The following is a 19,591-nucleotide window of genomic DNA, read 5'->3' on the forward strand; positions in this document are numbered from 1 at the left end:
CCCGCGGTACAGCCGCGGGCGCTCAGAACCCGGCCGGCTCGGTGTACACCCCCCACTCGTCGCGCAGCACACCGCAGATCTCGCCGAGCGTCGCCTCGGCCCGCACGGCCTGAAGCATCGGCTCGATCATGTTGGAGCCGTCCCGCGCCGCGGCCAGCATGCCGTCGAGCGCGGCGCGCACCGCCGCCTCGTCCCGCTCGCCGCGCCGCGCGCCCAGCACCCGGACCTGCTCGCGCTCCACCTCGTGGCTGACCCGCAGGATCTCCAGGTCCCCGGTGACCGACCCGGTGTGGGCGTTGACGCCCACCACCCTCTTGTCACCCTTCTCCAAAGCCTGCTGGTAGCGGAAGGCGGACTCGGCGATCTCGCCGGTGAACCAGCCGTCCTCGATGCCCCGCAGGATGCCGGACGTGATCGGCCCGATCGGGTGCCGGCCGTCCGGGTGCGCCCGCAGCCCGCGCTCCTTGATCTGCTCGAAGATCTTCTCCGCGTCCGCCTCGATCCGGTCCGTCAGCTGCTCGACGTACCACGAACCGCCCAGCGGGTCGGCGACGTTGGCGACGCCGGTCTCCTCCATCAGCACCTGCTGCGTGCGCAGCGCGATCTCGGCCGCCTGCTCCGACGGCAGCGCCAGCGTCTCGTCCAGCGCGTTGGTGTGCAGCGAGTTGGTCCCGCCCAGCACCGCCGCCAGCGCCTCCACCGCCGTACGCACCACGTTGTTGTAGGGCTGCTGGGCGGTCAGCGAGACACCGGCGGTCTGCGTGTGGAAGCGCAGCCACTGCGCCTTCTCGCTCTTCGCCCCGTACACGTCCCGCATCCAGCGCGCCCAGATCCTGCGCGCGGCCCGGAACTTGGCGATCTCCTCGAAGAAGTCGACGTGCGCGTCGAAGAAGAAGGACAGGCCGGGCGCGAAGACGTCCACGTCGAGCCCGCGGCTGAGCCCCAGCTCGACGTACCCGAACCCGTCGGCCAGCGTGTACGCCAGCTCCTGCGCGGCCGTCGCGCCGGCCTCGCGGATGTGGTAGCCGGAGACGGAGAGCGGCTTGTAGGCGGGGATGCGCTCGGCGCAGTACTCCATGAGGTCGCCGATCAGCCGCAGATGGGGTTCCGGCTGGAACAGCCACTCCTTCTGCGCGATGTACTCCTTGAAGATGTCCGTCTGCAGGGTGCCGTTGAGCACGCCCGGGTCGACGCCCTGCCGTTCGGCGGCGACCAGGTACATGCAGAACACCGGCACGGCGGGCCCGCTGATGGTCATCGAGGTGGTGACGTCGCCGAGCGGGATGTCCTTGAACAGGACGTCCATGTCGGCCGCCGAGTCGATCGCCACCCCGCAGTGCCCGACCTCGCCCAGCGAGCGCGGGTCGTCGGAGTCGCGGCCCATGAGCGTCGGCATGTCGAAGGCGACGGACAGGCCCCCGCCGCCGGCGGCGAGGATCATCTTGTACCGCTCATTGGTCTGCTCGGCGTTCCCGAACCCGGCGAACTGCCGGATCGTCCAGGTCCGCCCCCGGTAGCCCGTCGGATACAGCCCCCGGGTGAACGGGAACTCCCCCGGCCACCCGATCCGCTCGAACCCCTCATAGCGGTCCCCGGGCCGCGGTCCGTACACCGGCTCCACGGGATCGCCGGAGAGCGTGGTGAAGTCCGCGTCGCGCTTGCGCGCGGCGTCGTACCGGGCCTGCCAGCGTCGGCGGCCCTCCTCGATGGCGTGAGCGTCCATACCTTCGAATTTACTAGGACGTCCAAGTAAATGTCGATGGCTGACGAGCTCGGCCACGTCACGGACGGGGCCGACTGTGTCCACGACCACCCGGAGCCCTGAGCCACCGGCGAGAACGCACCGGCTACGCTCGACGCCATGAAAAAGAGCGTCTTGACCCGCTACCGGGTGATGGCCTACGTCACCGCCGTCCTGCTGATCGCTTTGACGATCGGGACGATCGGGAAGCGACTGCTGGGCCTGGACGGGTTCGGCGGCTTCGTCACGGTCGTCGGCATCGCCCACGGCTGGCTGTACGTGCTGTACCTGATCTTCGCCTTCGACCTCGGATCGAAGGCGAAGATGCCGGTGGGGCGTCTGCTCTGGGTGCTGCTGGCCGGCACCATCCCGACTGCCGCCTTCTTCGTCGAGCGCAAGCTCACGCGAGAAGTCCAGCCGCTGATCGCCAAGGACGCCGAACCGAGCCCCGCGGCCGCCTGACACCGCGGCCGGACAGCCGGACGACCGGCTCCGGCGGCGGAGCCTATTTGGTGATGTAGTGACACTGCACGGCCCGCAGCTTGCCGTTCACGTGGAATTTGGCGCACGCCTTGCCGTACCTCGGCAGTGTCTGCGGGCGGGCATGTCGCAGAGGGTTGCCCTTGCACTCGGCATGCGTCGCCCCGCGGGACGTCCGGTACGTCCTGTTGTCGGTGTCCGCATAGGAGAAGTCGATCCTCCAGTTGCAGAACTGCGAGAAGGTGGCCGCCAGCCCGGCACAGTCCACCCCCGCGAACTGGCTGGTGATCCGCTTCCCCGAGCCCTTGATCGTGTGCGTCAGGAAGCAGCCGACGGGGACCTTCACACCCACCCCGTTCAGTTCGTAACTGAAGCTGCCGATGACAGCGCTCCCGGTGGCGCCGGCCTGAGCAGGTCCTGCCGCGCCCAGCGTCATGACACCGGCGAACACCACGGTGCTTCCGGCGGACAGCACAGCACGAGCGAAGTTCCGAATGCGTGACAAGGCGCCTTCTCCCTGTGTCGGTGAACCCGGATGCCGATCATCCGAATCCCGGTCGACCGAAGACTGCCAGGGCACACGAAAGCAGCGAGCAACGGAACCGTTACATCAGGTGGCGAATCACCGCAAGGCGGTACCTGCGTCGCCCCGCGCTGACGGCCCTCACTCCTCCTCGAAATCCCCCGCCGCCACCCGCAGCGGCCGCAGCATCGCGAAGAGTTCCCCGCACTCCTCGGCGTCGTACGCGCCCAGGCCGAAGTCCATGGCCATCAGGTCGCGCGTGGCGGCGTCGACGACCTCGCGGCCCTTGTCGGTGATGGTGGCGAGGGTGCCGCGGCCGTCGTTGGGGTTGGGGCGTTTGTCGACCAGGCCGGACTTCACCAGGCGGTCGACGGTGTTGGTGACGGACGTCGGGTGGACCATCAGGCGCTCGCCGATCTTGGACATCGGCAGTTCGCCGGCCTTGGAGAAGGTGAGCAGCACCAGCGCCTCGTAGCGCGCGAACGTCAGTCCGTACGGCTTGACCACCGCGTCGACCTCGGCGAGCAGGATCTGGTGCGCCCGCATGATCGAGGTGATGGCGGCCATGGACGGCACGTTCCCCCAGCGCTGCTTCCAGAGCTCGTCGGCGCGGGCGATGGGGTCGAAAGGAAGGCTGAGCGGCTTCGGCACGTCATCAGACCTTACCGGCCAGTCATATGCCGGTCAGCCCTGTCTCGCCTTTCGGTCCGCAGACGGTCCCGGAACACCGCCACCACTCCCCGGCCCACCCCCTTTGAGCGATCGCTCAAATGCGTGTACGGTCTCGTCCCAGGAGTTTGAGCGGTCGCTCAAATCTTTCGCGGAACGGGGGATTCGCCATGGGCCTCAAGGGGCTCTACATAGAGACACGGATCAGGGCCGACCTCGACGAACTGTGGGCCCGCACCCAGGAGCCGTCCCAGCACCAGCGCTGGGACCTCCGCTTCACCGAGATCGACTACCTCCCGCACGGGGAGGGCGAACCGCAGCGCTTCCGGTACGCCACCCGCGTGCTGCCCTTCCTCACCGTCGCCGGCACCGGCGTCTTCGCCGGCGAGCGGGAACGCCCCGACGGCACCCGCACCTCCGCGCTGCGCTTCGCCTCCCCGCACCCGCTCTCCCTGCTCGCCGAAGGCAGCGGCTACTGGCGCTACGTCCCCGACGGCGACGGCGTCCGTTTCCTCACCGGCTACGACTACCGGCCCCGCTGGGGCGCCTTCGGCGCGCTCGCCGACCGGCTCGCCTTCCGCCCTCTCATGGGCTGGGCGACGGCCTGGTCCTTCGACCGGCTCCGGCTGTGGCTGGAACGCGGGATCACCCCGGAGCGCGCGCTGCTGAACTGGCTCGCGGAGCTGACCGTGCGCGCGCTGGTGATCGCCTTCGCCTGCACCGGCCTCGGCCTGGACTCCGCGCTCCGCCTCCTCGGCCCGTTCGCCGCGTCCGCCGCCTACCTGTGCCCGCTGCTGCTGGCCGTCGCCATCTGCCTGGCCCTGTTCAAGGCGCCCCTGGCCCACACCCCGGCCGCTCGCCGCTGCCTGCGCGCCCCCTCCACGCGCGTACGCGCGCCCCGGTTGCTGCACACCCTGGAGAACCCCCGATGACGTCGATCTTCCGTACGGTGATGGGCCGCGACTTCGACCGCCTGCACCCGCAGCTGCGGCGCCGCTTCTCGGTGGGCCTGGCGAGCGGGGAGGCCTGCACGGGCCGGGGCGTCATGACCCGGATCTGGCACGGCGGGGCCTTCGTCAAGCCGTTCCTGGCGCTCGGCACCACCCGCAACATCCTCGTCCCGAGCACCGGCCGCAACGTCCCCTTCACCATCGAGAACGTGCCGTACACCGACACCTTCGGCCGTGAGACGGTGAGCTTCGTGCGCACCTTCCGACTGCCCGGCCGACCCCGCCGCTTCGACGCCCAGATGGTGCTGAGCCCGAAGGGGGACCGCGTCCTCGACTACCTCGGCACCCACCAGCACCTCGCCAGCGAACTGCACTTCGCCGCCGAACCCGACGGCTCCCTGCTGATCCGCTCCGGCGAGCACCGCTTCCGCGAGGGGGTGGTGGACGTGCGCGTCCCCGAACTCGTCGGCGCGACGGCGGAGGTCCGCGAGTCGTACGACGACACCGCCGGCCGTTTCCGCATCCAGGTCCAAGTCGTGAACCGCTACTTCGGCCCGCTCTTCGGCTACGAGGGCACCTTCGAGGCGACATACACCGACATCCGCGGCTGCGGGGTACGGCCCGGTCTGCGTCCGGTACGTGAGGAGTCGCGCGCATGAGCCCGGAGACGGCCAAGTCGCTGGAGACGAAGAACCGGCTCCTGGAGGGCGCGCTGCGCACGCTCACCGAACAGGGGATCGCCAAGACCTCGGCCCGCACGGTCGCCGCGGCGGCCGGTGTGAACCAGGCGCTCGTCTTCTACCACTTCGGTTCGGTCGACGAGTTGCTCGCCGCCGCCTGCCGGTACGGCGCGGAACAGGCGGTCGCCCGCTACCGCGCCCGCCTCGCCGCGGTCACGTCGCTGTCCGAGCTGCTGGCGGTGGGCCGCGCCATCCACGAGGAGGAGCGGGCCGGCGGCCACGTCGCCCTCCTCGGCCAGCTCCTCGCCGGAGCCCAGACCCACGCCGCTCTCGGCCCCGCCACGGCCGGCGGCCTGCAGCTGTGGATCGACGAGATAGAGCAGGTCCTCATACGGGTCCTGGCCGCCACCCCGTTCGGCGAGTTCACCGACCCGGCGGGCCTGGCACGCGCGGTCGCCGCGGCTTTCGTGGGCATCGAGCTGTACGAAGGGGTGGACGCGACCGGCGCGGCCTCGGCGCTGGACGCGCTGGAACAGCTCGGCGTGCTGGTCGCCGCGCTGGAGGAACTGGGCCCGGTGGCCCAGCGGGCCGTACGCCACCATCTGCGGCGCACGGCCAGGCGCTGAGCGGGCGGAACGCCGCGGGCTACTAGGCCCTGCCGTTTGGATCACGCCGGCGTCGCGGGGTCTGGCACGCGCATCTGCCGCGTTGTCGTCGGTCCCCGATGCGCCGCATCGGCTCCCCCCTCCGCCTTGCAGCTGCACGCACCAGACCCCGCTCAGGTCGGCCGAGGGGCACCGCACCTCACAACCGGCCTGATTCAGACGACAGGGCCTAGGCGAGGTGCCGCTCGACGGTCTCCACCTTGGAGGTGAGCCCGTCCGTCACCCCGGGCCGGATGTCCGCCTTGAGCACCAGCGACACCCGGGGCGCCCGCGCCTCGACGGCGGCGACAGCGCGCTTGACGACGTCCATGACCTCATCCCACTCGCCCTCGACGGAGGTGAACATCGCGTCGGTGCGGTTGGGCAGCCCGGACTCCCGCACCACCCGGACGGCGTCGGCGACGTACTCCCCCACGTCCTCGCCGACGCCCAGCGGCGTCACGGAGAAGGCGACGATCATGCGTTGACGACCCCTTCCTTGCGGGCGCGGGAGGCGATCACCGCGTCCTCGGCCTCACGCTTGAGCCTGCGCTCGGCGAAGAAGCCGCCGGTGGGCAGCACCGAGAGGACGAAGTAGAGGGCCGCGGTCTTCGACGACCACTTGGTCCGGTTCCAGGCGTCCGCCCAGAAGATCACGTACAGGACGAACAGGACGCCGTGCACCGCGCCCATGACGGGCACCGCGTTGAAGTCCGTGGTCCGCTTCAGTACGGAGCAGACGAGCAGGATCAGGAACGAGATCGCCTCGGGGGCCGAGACCAGGCGGAGGCGGCGCAGGGCACTGGCGGTCTTGATGTCCACGGGTCACCTTCGGTGGGAGAGTCAGGAGGATCGGCGCTTTGTGAACGGATGCACAAGCGTCGCTCCATTCTGGCAAACGCGCCCCGGAGTCCCGAGAGGGGGTCCGCCCCGGGGTCCGTTCAGGGGTCGCCTCCCCCCAAAGGCTCTGTCGGCGAGCCCCGCCGCCCGTTACCGTCGCAATCGTGGCGATGTTCCGACTTCAGGGCGGCAAGGTGCTCGCCGTCGACATGACCGGGGATGCCGTGCGGGCGAAGAACGGCTCGATGGTCGCGTACGACGGGCAGATGGCCTTCAAGAAGCTGAGCGGCGGCGGTGAGGGGATCCGGGGCATGGTGACCCGGCGGATCACCGGGGAGCAGATGACCGTGATGGAGGTGAGGGGGCACGGGACGTGCTGGTTCGCGGACCGGGCGGCCGAGATCAACCTGGTGGCTCTGAGCGGCGACAAGCTGTACGTGGAGTCGAGCAATCTGCTCGCGACCGACGGCGGCCTGCGGACCGGTACGAGCTTCACGGGGCTGCGCGGCGCCTCGCAGGGCAACGGGCTGTTCACGACCACCGTGGAGGGGCACGGGCAGGCGGCGATCACCTCGGACGGCCCGGCGGTGGTGCTCCGGGTCAGCCCGCAGTACCCGCTCACGGTGGACCCGGGGGCGTACATCGCGCACCAGGGGAACGTACGGCAGTCCTTCCAGTCCGGTGTGACGTTCCGCACGTTCATGGGTGAGGGCGGCGGCGAGGCGTTCCAGATCCGGTTCGAGGGCGACGGGCTGGTGTACGTCCAGCCCAGCGAGCGGAACACGATCGCGGGGGACGTGTGAGATGACCTTCCGGGAGATCAATCCGAAGATGGTCGAGGCGACGGTCGTGCCGGGCCGGCGGCTGTTCAGTCAGCGCGGCGCGATGCTGGCGTACCGGGGCGAGGTGTCCTTCACGCCCAACGTCGCCGGCGGCCGGGGCGGGGTCATGTCGATGATCGGCCGCCGGCTCGCCGACGAGGACACCCCCCTGATGACCGTGGAGGGCGACGGCACCGTGCTGTTCGGGCACGGCGGCCACCACGTGCACGTGATCGGCCTCACCGGCGACACGCTGTACGTGGAGGCGGACCGTCTCCTCGCCTTCGAGGGCACCCTCCAGCAGGGGACGATGTTCATGGGGTCGCAGGGCGGCGTCATGGGCATGGTCCGCGGGCAGGTCACGGGCCAGGGCCTGTTCACCACGACCCTGAAGGGGCACGGCGCCGTCGCCGTGATGGCCCATGGCGGCGTCTTCGAGATCCCGATCACGCCGCAGCGCCCGGTGCACGTCGACCCGCAGGCGTATGTCGCCCACCACGGCGATGTGCGCAACAAGCTGTCGACGGCGCTGAGCTGGCGGGACATGGTGGGCCGGGGTTCCGGCGAGGCGTTCCAGCTGGAGCTGAGCGGCAGCGGCGCGGTGTTCGTCCAGGCCTCGGAGGAGAAGCTGTGACCACGTATGTGACGCCGGGCGGCGCCCCGGGCCCGACGGTGCACGACCCGGCCGCGCTCCCGGCCGACGACAACGTGAACCCGTACACCTTCTGCGTGGAGCTGAAGGGGACCCGGTGGTTCCTGCAGAAGGGGAAGATGATCGCCTACTACGGCTCGATCGACTTCGACGGGGTCGGGCACGGGCGGCTGGAGCGGCTGGTCCGCACGGCGTTCCACTCCCCGCTGCACGCCTCCGACTGGGTGGTGGCGGAGGGTTCGGGGAAGATGCTGCTCGCCGACCGGGCCTTCGATGTGAACTCGTTCGACCTGGAAGACGGCAATCTGACGATCCGCGCGGGCAATCTGCTCGCTTTTCAGCCAAGTCTCGCCCTCAAGCAGTCGATCGTGCCGGGGTTCCTGACATTGATCGGAACCGGGAAGTTCGTGGCCGCATCTAACGGTCCGGTGGTGTTCATGGAACCCCCGATCCGGGTGGACCCGCAGGCGCTCGTCGGCTGGGCCGACTGCCCGTCCCCGTGCCATCACTACGACCACGGGTACATGGCGGGCGTGCTGGGCGGTCTACGTGCGCTGACGGGCCTCGGCGGGGCTTCCGGAGAGGAGCACCAGTTCGAGTTCGTGGGGGCGGGCACCGTCCTGCTCCAGTCGACCGAGACCCTCATGCCCGAGCAGGAGACGGGAGCGATCCCACCCGGCGCGGGCGTGCCCGGTGGCGCGATGGCCGGAGGGCATGGGGGATCGGCCGGGACACCGCGCCTTCCCGGACAGCTGGGAGACCTCCAGCGTCGCTTCGGGCTGTGAGCGGTAGTCTGCGGAGTGTGACATCGAACGCGTGCGCACTGTCACACCACCTAGACTAGTTCACCATTCAACTTTCTTAGGTAGACTTCATTCATGGAGACCGAGACGGCCACGCGCTGGCTGACCGATGCGGAGCAGTGTGCCTGGCGCACCCACCTGGAGGTCAACCGACTGTTGACGTACCAGCTCGAAAAGGACCTGCAGCCGTTCGGCCTGACGATGAACGACTACGAGATCCTGGTGAATCTCTCCGAGTCGGAGGATCTGCGGATGCGGATGAGCGACCTCGCCTCCGCCACCCTGCAGTCCAAGAGCCGGCTCTCCCACCAGATCACCCGCATGGAGAACGCCGACCTGGTACGCCGCGAGAACTGCGAGTCCGACCGGCGCGGCCTCTACGCGGTCCTCACCGACCACGGCATGGCGACCATGCAGAAGGTCGCCCCGCACCATGTGGCATCCGTCCGCAGGCACTTCATCGACCTCCTCTCCCCCGAGGCCCTGACCGAGCTGGACAAGGCCCTCAAGCCCATCGCCGAGCACCTGCGGGGGCACCGGGGACGCCCATGACCAGTTAATGCCAGAGGACTAGGCCAATGGCAGGCGGAGCTCGAACAGGGCTCCGCCCGTCGGCGCCGCGTGAGCCGTGAGCGTGCCGCCGTGGCGTACGGCGACATCCCGGGCGATGGCCAGGCCCAGCCCGGCGCCGCCCTCGTCCCGGCTGCGGGCGTCGTCCAGTCGTACGAACCGTTCGAAGATCCGCTCCCGGTCGGCCTCCGGCACGCCCGCCCCGTCGTCGGCGACCCGCACCACCGCCGCCCGGTCCCCGTCCCGGCCCACGGTCACGGTGACCGAGGACCGCGCGTGCCGCTCGGCGTTGTCCAGCAGATTGGCGAGCACCCGCCCCAGCTGACCGCGTGATCCGGCCACTTCCGGACCACCGCCCCCGTCGGCCTCGACCGTCACCCGGTCCCGCCCCGCCGCCTCCTCCCGGGCCAGCGCGACCAGGTCGACCCGTGTCCCGGCGGGCCGCTCCCCCGCGTCCAGCCGCGCGAGCAGCAGCAGGTCGGCGGCGAGCCGCTGCAGCCGTACGGTGTCCTCGACCGCCCCGTCCAGGTCCAGCAGCCCGGGATGGGCGGCGGCCACCTCCAGCTGGGTGCGCAGCGAGGCGATGGGGCTGCGCAGCTCGTGGGAGGCGTCGGCGACGAACCGGCGCTGGCGTTCCACCGAGGTCTCCAGCGCGGCCAGTGTCTCGTTGGTGGTGCGGGCCAGCCGGGCCACCTCGTCGTGGGTGCCGGGTTCGGGCACCCGGCGGGACAGGTCCTCGGAGGCGGTGATCTCCGCCATCTCGCGGCGGATGCCCTCGACCGGGCGCAGGGCGCGCCGGGTGACCAGCCAGGTCACGCCCGCGACGACGCCGAGCAGCACCGGGAAGCCGATCAGCAGCACGGTGGCCGCGGTGCGCACCGCGTCCTGCTGGGCCTCCAGCGAGGCACCGGCGTGGACGACGACGGTCTCGCCGCGGCTGTCGGTCGCCTCCGCCTCGGCGAAGCGGTACTCGGCGCGTTCGCCGTCCACGGTGGCGGTGCCGTTCGCGTGGCCGTCGACCTCGCCGAGCTCGCCGCGCCGGCTGTCGCTCTCGTCGTCCCGGTCCTCCTCGTCGTCGTCCCGCCCGGGCGACGGGCCGCCGGCCGGGGTGACGGCGGACACCCCGGTGCCCGTGATGGCCTCCAGGCCCTCGCTCACCGCGAGCACCCGGCCGTCCTCGTCGACGACCTGGACCGGGTTGTCGTCGGCGTCCGGCAGGTCGAGGTCGGCGTACGGCGTGCCGGCCGCGATCTGGGAGGTGACCTGGCGGGCGGCGCCGTCCGCCTCGGAGTCCGCGCGGCTCTCCAGGTTGCCGCGCAGCGACAGCAGGACCGCCACCCCGGCGGCGACCAGGGCCACCGCCACCACGAGCGTCGCGGCCAGCGTGGCCCGCGCCCGCACCGACCCGAACACGCGTCTCATCGCGGCGCCTCCAGCCGGTAGCCCGCGCCCCGCACGGTGCGGATGAGCCCGGCGCCCAGTTTGCGGCGCAGGGCGCTGACATACACCTCGACGATGTTCGGGTCACCCTCGTAGGCGAAGTCCCAGACGTGTTCGAGGATCTCCGCCTTGGACACCACCTCGCCCGCCCGCAGCGCCAGCTGCTCCAGCACCGCGAACTCCTTCGCCGTGAGCGGCACCTCCGCGCCGTCGCGCAGGACCCGGCGGGCCCCGGTGTCCAGCCGCAGCTCGCCCACGGTGAGCACCGGGGTGCCGCCGCCCGTGTTCCGGCGGCGCAGCAGCGCCTTGATCCGGGCCACCAGGACGACGTACGAGAACGGCTTGGTCAGGTAGTCGTCGGCACCGGTGTCCAGGCCCTCCGCCTCGTCGTACTCGCCGTCCTTGGCGGTGAGCATCAGGATCGGCACGTCGTTGCCGGCGGCGCGCAGGGCGGCGCAGACGCGGTAGCCGTTCATGCCGGGCAGCATGATGTCGAGCACGACCAGGTCGTACGGCGACTCGCTCGCCCGGTGCAGTCCCTCCCGTCCGTCGTGTACGACGTCCACGGCGTAGCCCTCGGCGGTGAGGCCCCTGGCCAGGGACAGGGCGAGGCGTTTCTCGTCCTCGACGATCAAGAGATGGAAGGGGCGGCGCGCAGCGCCTCGAGTAGGGCGGTGGTGGGTGACGGGCGGGCGCATGGGGACAGGGTCGCAAACGGAAGCTGAAGCGATCTTCAGGTGGCTTCAGCGTGGCTTCAGGTTCGGATCGGCAGGGTGGGTCACGTCGAACCAAGCGATCCGACGTCGACCTTGGAGGGTCTTCATGAAGCGCAACATCGTCATCGCCGCCGTCACCGCGACCGCCCTGATCGGTGGCGGGGCCGCGGTCGCCTTCGCGGACGGTGGCGACGAGGCGAAGTCCGCACAGCGCACGACGGTCGTCGGCACCGCGGCGGGTGTCGGCGCCGACGACACCGACCGGGCGCCCGCGGGCAAGCTCACCGCCACCCAGGCGATCGAGGCCGCGCTGAAGGCCCAGCCGGGCACGGTCTACTCCGCCGACCTCGACGACGACCGGGACGGCGACGACGACGGCGACGACCGCGGCTGGGAAATCGGCATCCTGGGCTCCGGCAGCACCTCCTACACCGTCCACGTCGACCCGGCGACCGGCAAGGTCCTCGGCACCGGCACCGACCGGGACGAGGACGACGCCACCGAGGCCCGCCGCCTTTTGAAGGGCGCGGACATCGACGCCCGGGAGGCCGCCGAGGCCGCCGAGGCCGCCGAGGCGAAGGGTGTGGTGACCTCGGTCGAGCTGGACGACGACCGCGGCGAGGGCTGGAGCGCGGAGACCGCCGGCTCCGACCGGGACTGGCACGTCGACCTGAAGACGGGCAAGGTCACGGCGGACCGGGACGACGACTCGGTCTCCGAAGAGGACTGAGCGGCGTGGGTCCTGCCGGGCTCGGCTGCGTCGCCGGGTGCGGGCAGCAGGTGGCTGGTCGCGCAGTTCCCCGCGCCCCTGAACGCGGCTCCGCCGCGTCAGGCGCGTCAGCGCCGAAAGGGGCGCGGGGAACTGCGCGGGCACCCTCCCCACGACCCGCACCCGGCGACGCGGCGCGGCCTCGCTGCGTCAGCGCCTCAGGCCTCCGTGAGCCCCGCCACCAGCTCGTCCGCCGCGCGATACGGGTCCAGCTCACCTGCGACGATCCTCTCCGCGAGAGCGGACAGGCGGCGGTCGCCGTGCAAATCGCCGATGCGTTCGCGCAGGGCGGTGACCGCGATGGTCTCCACCTCGCGGGCGGCGCGGGCGCGGCGGCGCTCGGCGAGGACGCCGCGCTCCTCCATCCACGCCCGGTGCTTCTCCAGGGCCTCGACGACCTCGTCGACGCCCTCGGCGCGGGCGGCGACCGTCTTGACGATCGGGGGCCGCCAGTCGCCGGGGCCGCGGGCCTCGCCGAGGCCCAGCATGTGGTTCAGTTCGCGGGCGGTGGCGTCGGCGCCGTCCCGGTCGGCCTTGTTGACGACGTAGACGTCGCCGATCTCCAGGATTCCGGCCTTCGCCGCCTGGATGCCGTCGCCCATGCCGGGCGCCAGGAGGACGACGGAGGTGTCCGCCTGGGAGGCGATCTCGACCTCGGACTGGCCGACGCCGACCGTCTCGACCAGGATCACGTCGCAGCCCGCCGCGTCCAGGACGCGGATCGCCTGCGGGGCGGCCCAGGCGAGGCCGCCGAGGTGGCCGCGGGTCGCCATGGAGCGGATGTAGACGCCGGGGTCGGAGGCGTGGTCCGACATGCGCACGCGGTCGCCGAGCAGGGCGCCGCCCGAGAAGGGGGACGACGGGTCGACGGCGAGCACGCCGACCCGTTTGCCCTGTTTGCGATAGGCCGTGACGAGCGCCGACGTGGACGTGGACTTGCCGACGCCGGGCGAGCCGGTCAGGCCGACGACGTAGGCGTTCCCGGTCAGCGGGGCGAGCGCCGCCATGACCTCCCTGAGCTGCGGGGACGCCCCCTCCACCAGGGAGATCAGCCGGGCCACGGCCCGCGGCCGGCCTTCCCTGGCCTGGGCGACCAGCGAGGAGACGTCCTGCATCACAGCTCCGTTCACTAGATGTCCGCTATCGCAAAGGCTCAGGCCTTGGGCACCCGCACGATCAGCGCGTCGCCCTGGCCGCCGCCGCCGCACAGCGCGGCCGCGCCGACACCGCCGCCGCGCCGCTTCAGCTCCAGCGCGAGGTGCAGGACGAGGCGGGCGCCGGACATGCCGATCGGGTGCCCCAGAGCGATGGCACCACCGTTGACGTTCACCTTTTCGGTGGACACGCCGAGGTCCTTCATTGACTGCACGGCGACGGCGGCGAAGGCCTCGTTGATCTCGATCAGGTCGAGGTCGGAGACCTCCAGGCCCTCCTTCTTCAGGGCGTGCAGGATCGCGTTCGACGGCTGGGACTGCAGCGAGTTGTCCGGGCCCGCGACGTTGCCGTGCGCGCCGATCTCGGCGATCCAGTCCAGGCCCAGCTCCTGCGCCTTGGCCTTGCTCATGACCACGACGGCGGCGGCGCCGTCGGAGATCTGCGAGGAGGAGCCCGCGGTGATCGTGCCGTCCTTGCTGAACGCCGGGCGCAGCTTGCCCAGCGACTCGGCGGTGGTGTCGCCGCGGATGCCCTCGTCCTTGCTGAACAGGACCGGGTCGCCCTTGCGCTGCGGGATCTCGACCGGGGTGATCTCGGCCTCGAAGATGCCGTTCTTCTGCGCGGCGGCGGCACGCTGGTGGGACAGCGCGGCGATCTCGTCCTGCTCGGGGCGGTTGATGCCGAGGCGCGTGTTGTGCTTCTCCGTCGACTCGCCCATGGCGACGCCCTCGAAGGAGTCGGTGAGACCGTCGTACGCCATGGCGTCGAGCATCTGCACCGCGCCGTACTTGAAGCCCTCGCGGGACTTCGGCAGCAGGTGGGGCGCGTTGGTCATGGACTCCTGGCCGCCGGCGACGACGATGTCGAACTCGCCGGCACGGATCAGCTGGTCCGCGAGGGCGATGGCGTCGAGGCCGGACAGACACACCTTGTTGATGGTGAGCGCCGGGACGTTCATCGGGATGCCGGCCTTGACCGCGGCCTGGCGCGCCGGGATCTGGCCCGCCCCGGCCTGGAGCACCTGGCCCATGATCACGTACTGCACCTGGTCGCCGCCGATCCCCGCACGGTCGATGGCGGCCTTGATCGCGAAGCCGCCGAGGTCGGCCCCGGAGAAGGACTTCAGCGAGCCGAGCAGCCGCCCCATCGGGGTGCGGGCGCCCGCGACGATGACGGACGTCGTGCCGTTCGTAGCAGAAGACATGAGCTGCGATCCCCTTACCGGCCTGCACGACCGAGGAGTGAACGAGGGTTTACTCGAATGTACTGAGCGGTATCCCGCCCGTCATCGGGCTGTCGGTGTGATCGCGCGCACGTTGCGTAACCACCTCCGGAGCGCTGCACTGAGTCCATGCTGACGCGAATCGACCACATCGGGATCGCCTGTTTCGACCTCGACAAGACCGTCGAGTTCTACCGGGCCACCTACGGCTTCGAGGTGTTCCACTCCGAGGTCAACGAAGAGCAGGGCGTGCGCGAGGCCATGCTCAAGATCAACGATACGTCCGACGGCGGGGCTTCGTACCTGCAGCTCCTGGAACCGACCCGGGAGGACTCCACCGTCGCCAAGTGGCTCGCCAAGAACGGCGAGGGCGTCCACCACATCGCCTTCGGTACGGCGGACGTCGACGGGGACGCGGCCGCCATCAAGGACAAGGGCGTGCGCGTTCTGTACGAAGAGCCGCGACGCGGCTCCATGGGGTCACGTATCACCTTCCTGCACCCCAAGGATTGTCATGGCGTTCTGACAGAACTGGTCACTTCCGCACCTGTTGAGTCACCTGAGCACTGACCCCCGTACATAGGGGCCGGTAGGGTTGGGGGCGGTCGCCCTGCTCCACCGGGGCGACCCGTGCCGGGGTCCGGGTTTCGGGGGACGAGCGTCGGGGCATCAGCCCATGCTCCGTCGTTGATCTGACACCATTCCCCGGGGGCCCCGTTCGGCGGATGGACGGAGCTCGTTTGGAGAGACTTGCGACCAGGGGACGGATGGGACCGCGCAGTGCGGGGCTACGAGAGCCAGGAGCGAGAGCCGGCGGCTGACGTCGACCACCTCTCTCGGTTCGAGGCCGAGATGAAGCGGCTGAGGACCGAGCGGGAAAAGGCCATCCAGCACGCCGAGGACCTCGGCTACCAGGTCGAGGTGCTGCGGGCCAAGCTGCACGAGGCGCGCCGTACCCTCATGACCCGGCCCGCCTATGACAGCGCCGACATCGGCTACCAGGCCGAACAGTTGCTGCGCAACGCGCAGATGCAGGCCGACCAGATCCGCGCCGACGCCGAGCGCGAGCTGAGCCAGGCCCGGGCGCAGACCCAGCGCATCCTGCAGGAGCACGCCGAGCAGGCCGCGCGGCTCCAGGCCGAGCTGCACCAGGAGGCCGTTACCCGGCGCCAGCAGCTCGACCAGGAGCTGGCCGAACGCCGGCAGACCGTCGAGTCGCACGTCAACGAGAACGTGGCGTGGGCCGAGCAGCTGCGCGCCCGCACCGAGCAGCAGGCCCGTCGCCTGCTGGAGGAGTCCCGCGCGGAGGCCGACCAGGCGATGGCCGCGGCCCGCGCGGAGGCCGAACGGCTCACCGCCGAGGCCCGCCAGCGCCTGCAGAGCGAGGCCGAGGCCGCCCGCGCGGAGGCCGAGCAGCTGCTGCGCCGCGCCCGCGCGGACGCCGAGCGGCTGCTGAACGCCGCCTCCACGCAGGCCCAGGAGGCCACCGACCACGCCGAGCAGCTGCGCAGCTCCACCGCCACCGAGTCGGAGGCCGCCCGCCGGCAGTCCGCCGAGCTGAGCCGGGCCGCCGAGCAGCGGATGGCCGAGGCGGAGGAGGCGCTGCGCAAGGCGCAGTCCGAGGCGGAGAAGCTGGTCACCGAGGCCAAGGAGGCCGCGGCCAAGACCCTCAGCAGCGCCGAGGCCGCCAACGAGACGCGCACCCGTACGGCGAAGGAGCAGGTCGCCCGGCTGGTCAGCGAGGCCACCAAGGAGGCCGAGACCACCAGGGCGGAGGCCGAGCAGCAGGTCGCGGACGCCCGCGCGGAGGCCGAGAAGATCCTCGCCGAGGCCGCCGAGAAGGCCCGCTCGATCACCGCCGAGGAGACCGCCACCCAGCTGTCGAAGGCGGCGCGGACCGCCGAGGAAGTCCTCACCAAGGCGTCCGAGGACGCCAAGAAGACCACCAAGGCCGCCGCCGAGGAGGCGGAGCGGATCCGCAAGGAGGCCGAGGCCGAGGCGGACCGGCTGCGCGCCGAGGCGCACGACATCGCCGAGCAGCTCAAGGGCGCGGCGAAGGACGACACCAAGGAGTACCGCGCCAAGACGGTCGAGCTGCAGGAGGAGGCCCGCCGGCTGCGCGGCGAGGCCGAGCAGCTGCGCTCCGACGCCGTCGAGGAGGGCGAGAAGATCCGCGCCGAGGCCCGCAGGGAGGCCGTGGCGCAGATCGAGGAGGCGGCGAAGTCCGCCGAGGAACTGCTGGCCAAGGCGAAGGCCGACGCGGACGAGCTGCGCCGTACCGCCACCGCGGACAGCGAGAAGGTCCGCACCGAGGCCATCGAGCGGGCGACCTCACTGCGCCGGCAGGCCGAGGAGACCCTGGAGCGCACCCGCGCGGAGGCCGAACGCCATCGCGACGAGGTCGTCGAGCAGGCCGAGGGCATCAGGGCGGAGGCCGAGCGGGCCGCGCGCGAGCTGCGTGAGGACACCGAGCGGGCGGTCGCGGCCCGGCAGGCGGAGGCCGCCGAGGAGCTGGCCCGCCTCCAGGCCGAGGCGGAAGCGCGGCTGGCCGCCGCCGAGCAGGCGCTGACGGAGGCCCGTGAGGAGGCCGCCCGGATGCGCCGGGAGGCCGCCGAGGAGACCGACCGGCTGCGCGCCGAGTCCGCCGAACGGATCCGTACGCTCCAGCAGCAGGCCGAGACGGAGGCCGAGCGGCTGCGCGACGAGGCCGCCGCCGACGCGTCCGCGTCCCGCGCGGAGGGCGAGGCCGTCGCCGTACGGCTGCGGTCGGAGGCCGCCGCCGAGGCCGAGCGGCTGCGGACGGAGGCGCAGGAGAGCGCCGACCGGATGCGGGCCGAGGCGCAGGCCGCCGCCGAGCGGCTGGCCGCGCAGGCGTCGGAGACGCTGGCCGCCGCGCAGGAGGAGGCCGACCGGCGGCGCCGCGCGGCCGAGGAGACGCTGGGCGCGGCCCGGCAGGAGGCCGACCAGGAGCGCGAGCGGGCCCGCGAGCAGAGCGAGGAGCTGCTGGCGTCGGCGCGCAAGCGTGTCGAGGAGGCGCAGGCCGAGGCGATCCGCCTGATCGAGGAGGCCGACCGGCGCGCCACCGAGATGGTGTCGGCCGCGGAGCAGCACGCCCAGCAGGTGCGGGACTCGGTCGCCGGGCTGCACGAGCAGGCGCAGGAGGAGATCGCCGGGCTGCGGTCGGCCGCCGAGCACGCGGCGGACCGTACCCGCCGGGAGGCCGAGGAGGAGGCGGACCGGGTCCGCACCGACGCCTACGCGGAGCGGGAGCGGGCCGGCGAGGACGCGGCCCGCGTCCGGCACGAGGCGCACGAGGAGGCGGAGGCCGCCAAGGCGCTCGCCGAGCGGACGATGGCGGAGGCGCTGGCCGAGTCGGAGCGGCTGCGGTCGGACGCGTCCGAGTACGCCCAGCGGGTGCGCACGGAGGCGTCGGACAACCTGGCGGAGGCCGACCAGGCCGCCGCGCGCACCCGGGCGGACGCCCGGGAGGACGCCAACCGGATCCGGTCGGACGCGGCGACGCAGGCCGACACCCTGATCACAAAGGCGCGTTCCGAGGCGGAGCGGCTCACCACCGAGACGGCCGCCGAGGCCGACCGGGTCCGTACCGAGGCGCTGACCGAGGCGGAGCGGCTGACCACGGAGACCGCGGCGGAGGCCGAGCGGGTGCGCGGCGAGGCCCGCGCCGAGGCGGAGCGGCTGACGGCGGAGGCGGCCCTGGAGGCCGAGCGGGTGCGCACCGAGGCGGTCGCGCACGCCGATCAGCTGGTCGGGGACGCCACCGGCGAGGCGGAGCGGCTGCGGGCCGAGGCCGCGGAGACGGTCGGTTCGGCGCAGGCGCACGCGGAGCGGATCCGCGCGGAGTCGGAGCGGGTCAAGTCCGAGGCGGCCGAGGAGGCCGAGCGGCTGACCACGGCGGCGCGCGAGGAGGCCGAGCGGACCCTCGACGAGGCCCGCAAGGACGCCAACAAGCGGCGTTCGGAGGCGGCCGAGCAGGTCGACAAGCTCATCACGGAGACCACCGCCGAGGCCGACAAGCTGCTCACCGAGGCGCAGACGCAGGCCCTGAAGACCACCGCGGACGCCGAGTCGCAGGCCGACACGATGGTGGGCGCGGCCCGCAAGGAGGCCGAGCGGATCGTCGCCGAGGCGACGGTCGAGGGCAACGCGCTGGTGGAGAAGGCCCGTACGGACGCGGACGAGCTGCTGGTCGGCGCGCGCCGGGACGCGACGGCGATCAGGGAGCGCGCGGAGGAGCTGCGCGACCGGGTCACCACCGAGATCGAGGAGCTGCACGAGCGGGCCCGCCGTGAGGCCGCCGAGACGATGAAGTCGACCGGCGACCGCTGCGACGCGCTGATCAAGGCGGCCGAGGAGCAGCTGGCCAAGGCCGAGGCGAAGGCGAAGGAGCTGGTGTCGCAGGCGAGCTCCGAGGCCGGCAAGGTGCGGATCGCCGCGGTGAAGAAGGCCGAGGGGCTGCTGAAGGAGGCCGAGCAGAAGAAGGCCACGCTGGTCAAGGAGGCCGAGGAGCTGAAGGCCGAGGCGATCCGCGAGGCCAAGCGCACGGTCGAGGAGGGCAAGCGCGAGCTGGAGATCCTGGTGCGTCGCCGCGAGGACATCAACGCGGAGATCTCCCGTGTCCAGGACGTGCTGGAGGCGTTGGAGTCCTTCGAGGCCCCGTCGGCCGGCAAGGACGGCGGCGTCAAGGCCGGTGCGACGGTGGGTGCGCCCCGATCGGGTGGCAAATCGTCGGACGGGTAGTCAGGAGGCGGGGCTCCGGTGTTTGCTGGAGCCTTTGGCCAACTCCTCGACGAGGCCTTTGGCCAAGCCTTTGACGGCGGGTTTGGCAAGCAGTCCGACGGTTAGCCACTCAAAAGGGGTGTCATTCTCCAGATCAAACACGCATCCGCTCGATG

20 protein-coding genes are annotated in these 19,591 nt (G+C 71.7%); 11 read left to right on the forward strand and 9 right to left on the reverse strand.

The features are described 5' to 3' along the window. Nucleotides 1-22: 22 nt before the first annotated feature. Nucleotides 23-1,723 (reverse strand): acyl-CoA mutase large subunit family protein, encoded by a 1,701-nt coding sequence (locus ACSU6L_RS11865; protein WP_437056184.1) that lies wholly within the window; start codon nucleotides 1,721-1,723, stop codon nucleotides 23-25. A gap of 138 nt (nucleotides 1,724-1,861) precedes the next feature. Between ACSU6L_RS11865 and ACSU6L_RS11870 the strand changes: the two genes are divergently transcribed. Further along, the gene (locus ACSU6L_RS11870) at nucleotides 1,862-2,203 is read left to right on the forward strand and encodes a DUF3817 domain-containing protein (RefSeq protein ID WP_437056186.1); all 342 of its coding nucleotides are present in this window, start codon (nucleotides 1,862-1,864) and stop codon (nucleotides 2,201-2,203) included. Between the two features lie 43 nt (nucleotides 2,204-2,246). Here ACSU6L_RS11870 and ACSU6L_RS11875 read toward each other — a convergent pair whose 3' ends face one another. Together ACSU6L_RS11875 and ACSU6L_RS11880 are read right to left on the reverse strand one after the other, a co-directional pair. Continuing rightward, nucleotides 2,247-2,726 (reverse strand): hypothetical protein, encoded by a 480-nt coding sequence (locus ACSU6L_RS11875; protein ID WP_437056188.1) that lies wholly within the window; start codon nucleotides 2,724-2,726, stop codon nucleotides 2,247-2,249. 159 nt (nucleotides 2,727-2,885) lie between these two features. After that, nucleotides 2,886-3,395, reverse strand: a complete 510-nt coding sequence (locus ACSU6L_RS11880) for a MarR family winged helix-turn-helix transcriptional regulator (RefSeq protein WP_073940991.1) — start codon at nucleotides 3,393-3,395, stop codon at nucleotides 2,886-2,888. Between the two features lie 188 nt (nucleotides 3,396-3,583). Here ACSU6L_RS11880 and ACSU6L_RS11885 point away from each other — a divergent pair, with 188 nt between their 5' ends. Genes ACSU6L_RS11885 through ACSU6L_RS11895 form a run of 3 tightly spaced genes read left to right on the forward strand, consistent with a single transcriptional unit; the run spans nucleotide 3,584 to nucleotide 5,669 of the window. Beyond that, nucleotides 3,584-4,345: a hypothetical protein gene (locus ACSU6L_RS11885; protein ID WP_437056190.1), complete on the forward strand. Its 762-nt coding sequence runs from the start codon at nucleotides 3,584-3,586 to the stop codon at nucleotides 4,343-4,345. Beyond that, on the forward strand, nucleotides 4,342-5,022 hold the full coding sequence (locus ACSU6L_RS11890; RefSeq protein ID WP_437056192.1) for a DUF4166 domain-containing protein: 681 nt from the start codon (nucleotides 4,342-4,344) through the stop codon (nucleotides 5,020-5,022). Before ACSU6L_RS11885 ends, ACSU6L_RS11890 begins: the two co-directional genes overlap by 4 nt. Further along, entirely contained in the window at nucleotides 5,019-5,669 is a 651-nt protein-coding gene (locus ACSU6L_RS11895; RefSeq protein ID WP_437056194.1) for a TetR/AcrR family transcriptional regulator, read from the forward strand. Before ACSU6L_RS11890 ends, ACSU6L_RS11895 begins: the two co-directional genes overlap by 4 nt. A gap of 208 nt (nucleotides 5,670-5,877) precedes the next feature. Here ACSU6L_RS11895 and ACSU6L_RS11900 read toward each other — a convergent pair whose 3' ends face one another. Further along, a complete protein-coding gene (locus tag ACSU6L_RS11900) occupies nucleotides 5,878-6,168 on the reverse strand; it encodes an MTH1187 family thiamine-binding protein (protein WP_437056196.1) in 291 nt (96 codons plus the stop codon). Continuing rightward, the gene (locus ACSU6L_RS11905) at nucleotides 6,165-6,509 is read right to left on the reverse strand and encodes a DUF3817 domain-containing protein (RefSeq protein WP_437056198.1); all 345 of its coding nucleotides are present in this window, start codon (nucleotides 6,507-6,509) and stop codon (nucleotides 6,165-6,167) included. Before ACSU6L_RS11905 ends, ACSU6L_RS11900 begins: the two co-directional genes overlap by 4 nt. A gap of 188 nt (nucleotides 6,510-6,697) precedes the next feature. Between ACSU6L_RS11905 and ACSU6L_RS11910 the strand changes: the two genes are divergently transcribed. The 4 genes from ACSU6L_RS11910 (at nucleotide 6,698) to ACSU6L_RS11925 (ending at nucleotide 9,355) form a co-directional block, all read left to right on the forward strand. Next, nucleotides 6,698-7,330 carry an AIM24 family protein gene (locus ACSU6L_RS11910; protein WP_437064854.1) on the forward strand — a complete coding sequence of 211 codons (633 nt, stop codon included), beginning with the start codon at nucleotides 6,698-6,700 and terminating at the stop codon, nucleotides 7,328-7,330. Nucleotide 7,331: 1 nt separating this feature from the next. After that, nucleotides 7,332-7,982: an AIM24 family protein gene (locus tag ACSU6L_RS11915; RefSeq protein WP_073940985.1), complete on the forward strand. Its 651-nt coding sequence runs from the start codon at nucleotides 7,332-7,334 to the stop codon at nucleotides 7,980-7,982. Then, nucleotides 7,979-8,785, forward strand: a complete 807-nt coding sequence (locus ACSU6L_RS11920; RefSeq protein ID WP_437056200.1) for an AIM24 family protein — start codon at nucleotides 7,979-7,981, stop codon at nucleotides 8,783-8,785. Before ACSU6L_RS11915 ends, ACSU6L_RS11920 begins: the two co-directional genes overlap by 4 nt. Nucleotides 8,786-8,878: 93 nt before the next feature. Then, nucleotides 8,879-9,355: a MarR family winged helix-turn-helix transcriptional regulator gene (locus tag ACSU6L_RS11925; RefSeq protein WP_073940983.1), complete on the forward strand. Its 477-nt coding sequence runs from the start codon at nucleotides 8,879-8,881 to the stop codon at nucleotides 9,353-9,355. A gap of 18 nt (nucleotides 9,356-9,373) precedes the next feature. On the opposite strand, the gene ACSU6L_RS11930 is transcribed toward ACSU6L_RS11925, so the two are convergent. Together ACSU6L_RS11930 and ACSU6L_RS11935 are read right to left on the reverse strand one after the other, a co-directional pair. After that, complete coding sequence (locus ACSU6L_RS11930; RefSeq protein ID WP_437056203.1) at nucleotides 9,374-10,795, reverse strand: sensor histidine kinase; 1,422 nt, start codon at nucleotides 10,793-10,795, stop codon at nucleotides 9,374-9,376. Then, nucleotides 10,792-11,511: a response regulator transcription factor gene (locus tag ACSU6L_RS11935; RefSeq protein ID WP_437056205.1), complete on the reverse strand. Its 720-nt coding sequence runs from the start codon at nucleotides 11,509-11,511 to the stop codon at nucleotides 10,792-10,794. The genes ACSU6L_RS11930 and ACSU6L_RS11935 overlap by 4 nt, the downstream gene beginning before the upstream one ends. A 124-nt stretch (nucleotides 11,512-11,635) precedes the next feature. On the opposite strand from ACSU6L_RS11935, the gene ACSU6L_RS11940 reads away from it, so the two are divergent. Then, the gene (locus tag ACSU6L_RS11940; protein WP_437056207.1) at nucleotides 11,636-12,259 is read left to right on the forward strand and encodes a PepSY domain-containing protein; all 624 of its coding nucleotides are present in this window, start codon (nucleotides 11,636-11,638) and stop codon (nucleotides 12,257-12,259) included. Between the two features lie 197 nt (nucleotides 12,260-12,456). Here the strand turns inward: ACSU6L_RS11940 and meaB are convergent, their stop codons facing one another. After that, nucleotides 12,457-13,413 (reverse strand): methylmalonyl Co-A mutase-associated GTPase MeaB, encoded by a 957-nt coding sequence (meaB, locus tag ACSU6L_RS11945; protein WP_073940979.1) that lies wholly within the window; start codon nucleotides 13,411-13,413, stop codon nucleotides 12,457-12,459. A 38-nt stretch (nucleotides 13,414-13,451) separates the two neighbouring features. Further along, nucleotides 13,452-14,657, reverse strand: a complete 1,206-nt coding sequence (locus ACSU6L_RS11950; protein WP_073940978.1) for an acetyl-CoA C-acetyltransferase — start codon at nucleotides 14,655-14,657, stop codon at nucleotides 13,452-13,454. A gap of 147 nt (nucleotides 14,658-14,804) precedes the next feature. Here ACSU6L_RS11950 and mce point away from each other — a divergent pair, with 147 nt between their 5' ends. Continuing rightward, nucleotides 14,805-15,245, forward strand: coding sequence for a methylmalonyl-CoA epimerase (mce, locus tag ACSU6L_RS11955; protein WP_073940977.1), 441 nt, complete (start codon nucleotides 14,805-14,807; stop codon nucleotides 15,243-15,245). Between the two features lie 210 nt (nucleotides 15,246-15,455). Next, on the forward strand, nucleotides 15,456-19,436 hold the full coding sequence (gene scy, locus ACSU6L_RS11960; protein WP_437056210.1) for a polarized growth protein Scy: 3,981 nt from the start codon (nucleotides 15,456-15,458) through the stop codon (nucleotides 19,434-19,436). Nucleotides 19,437-19,591: the final 155 nt, after the last annotated feature.

Origin of the sequence: Streptomyces sp. enrichment culture (assembly GCF_964272855.1) — a bacterium.
In the GTDB taxonomy this organism is placed as follows: domain Bacteria; phylum Actinomycetota; class Actinomycetes; order Streptomycetales; family Streptomycetaceae; genus Streptomyces.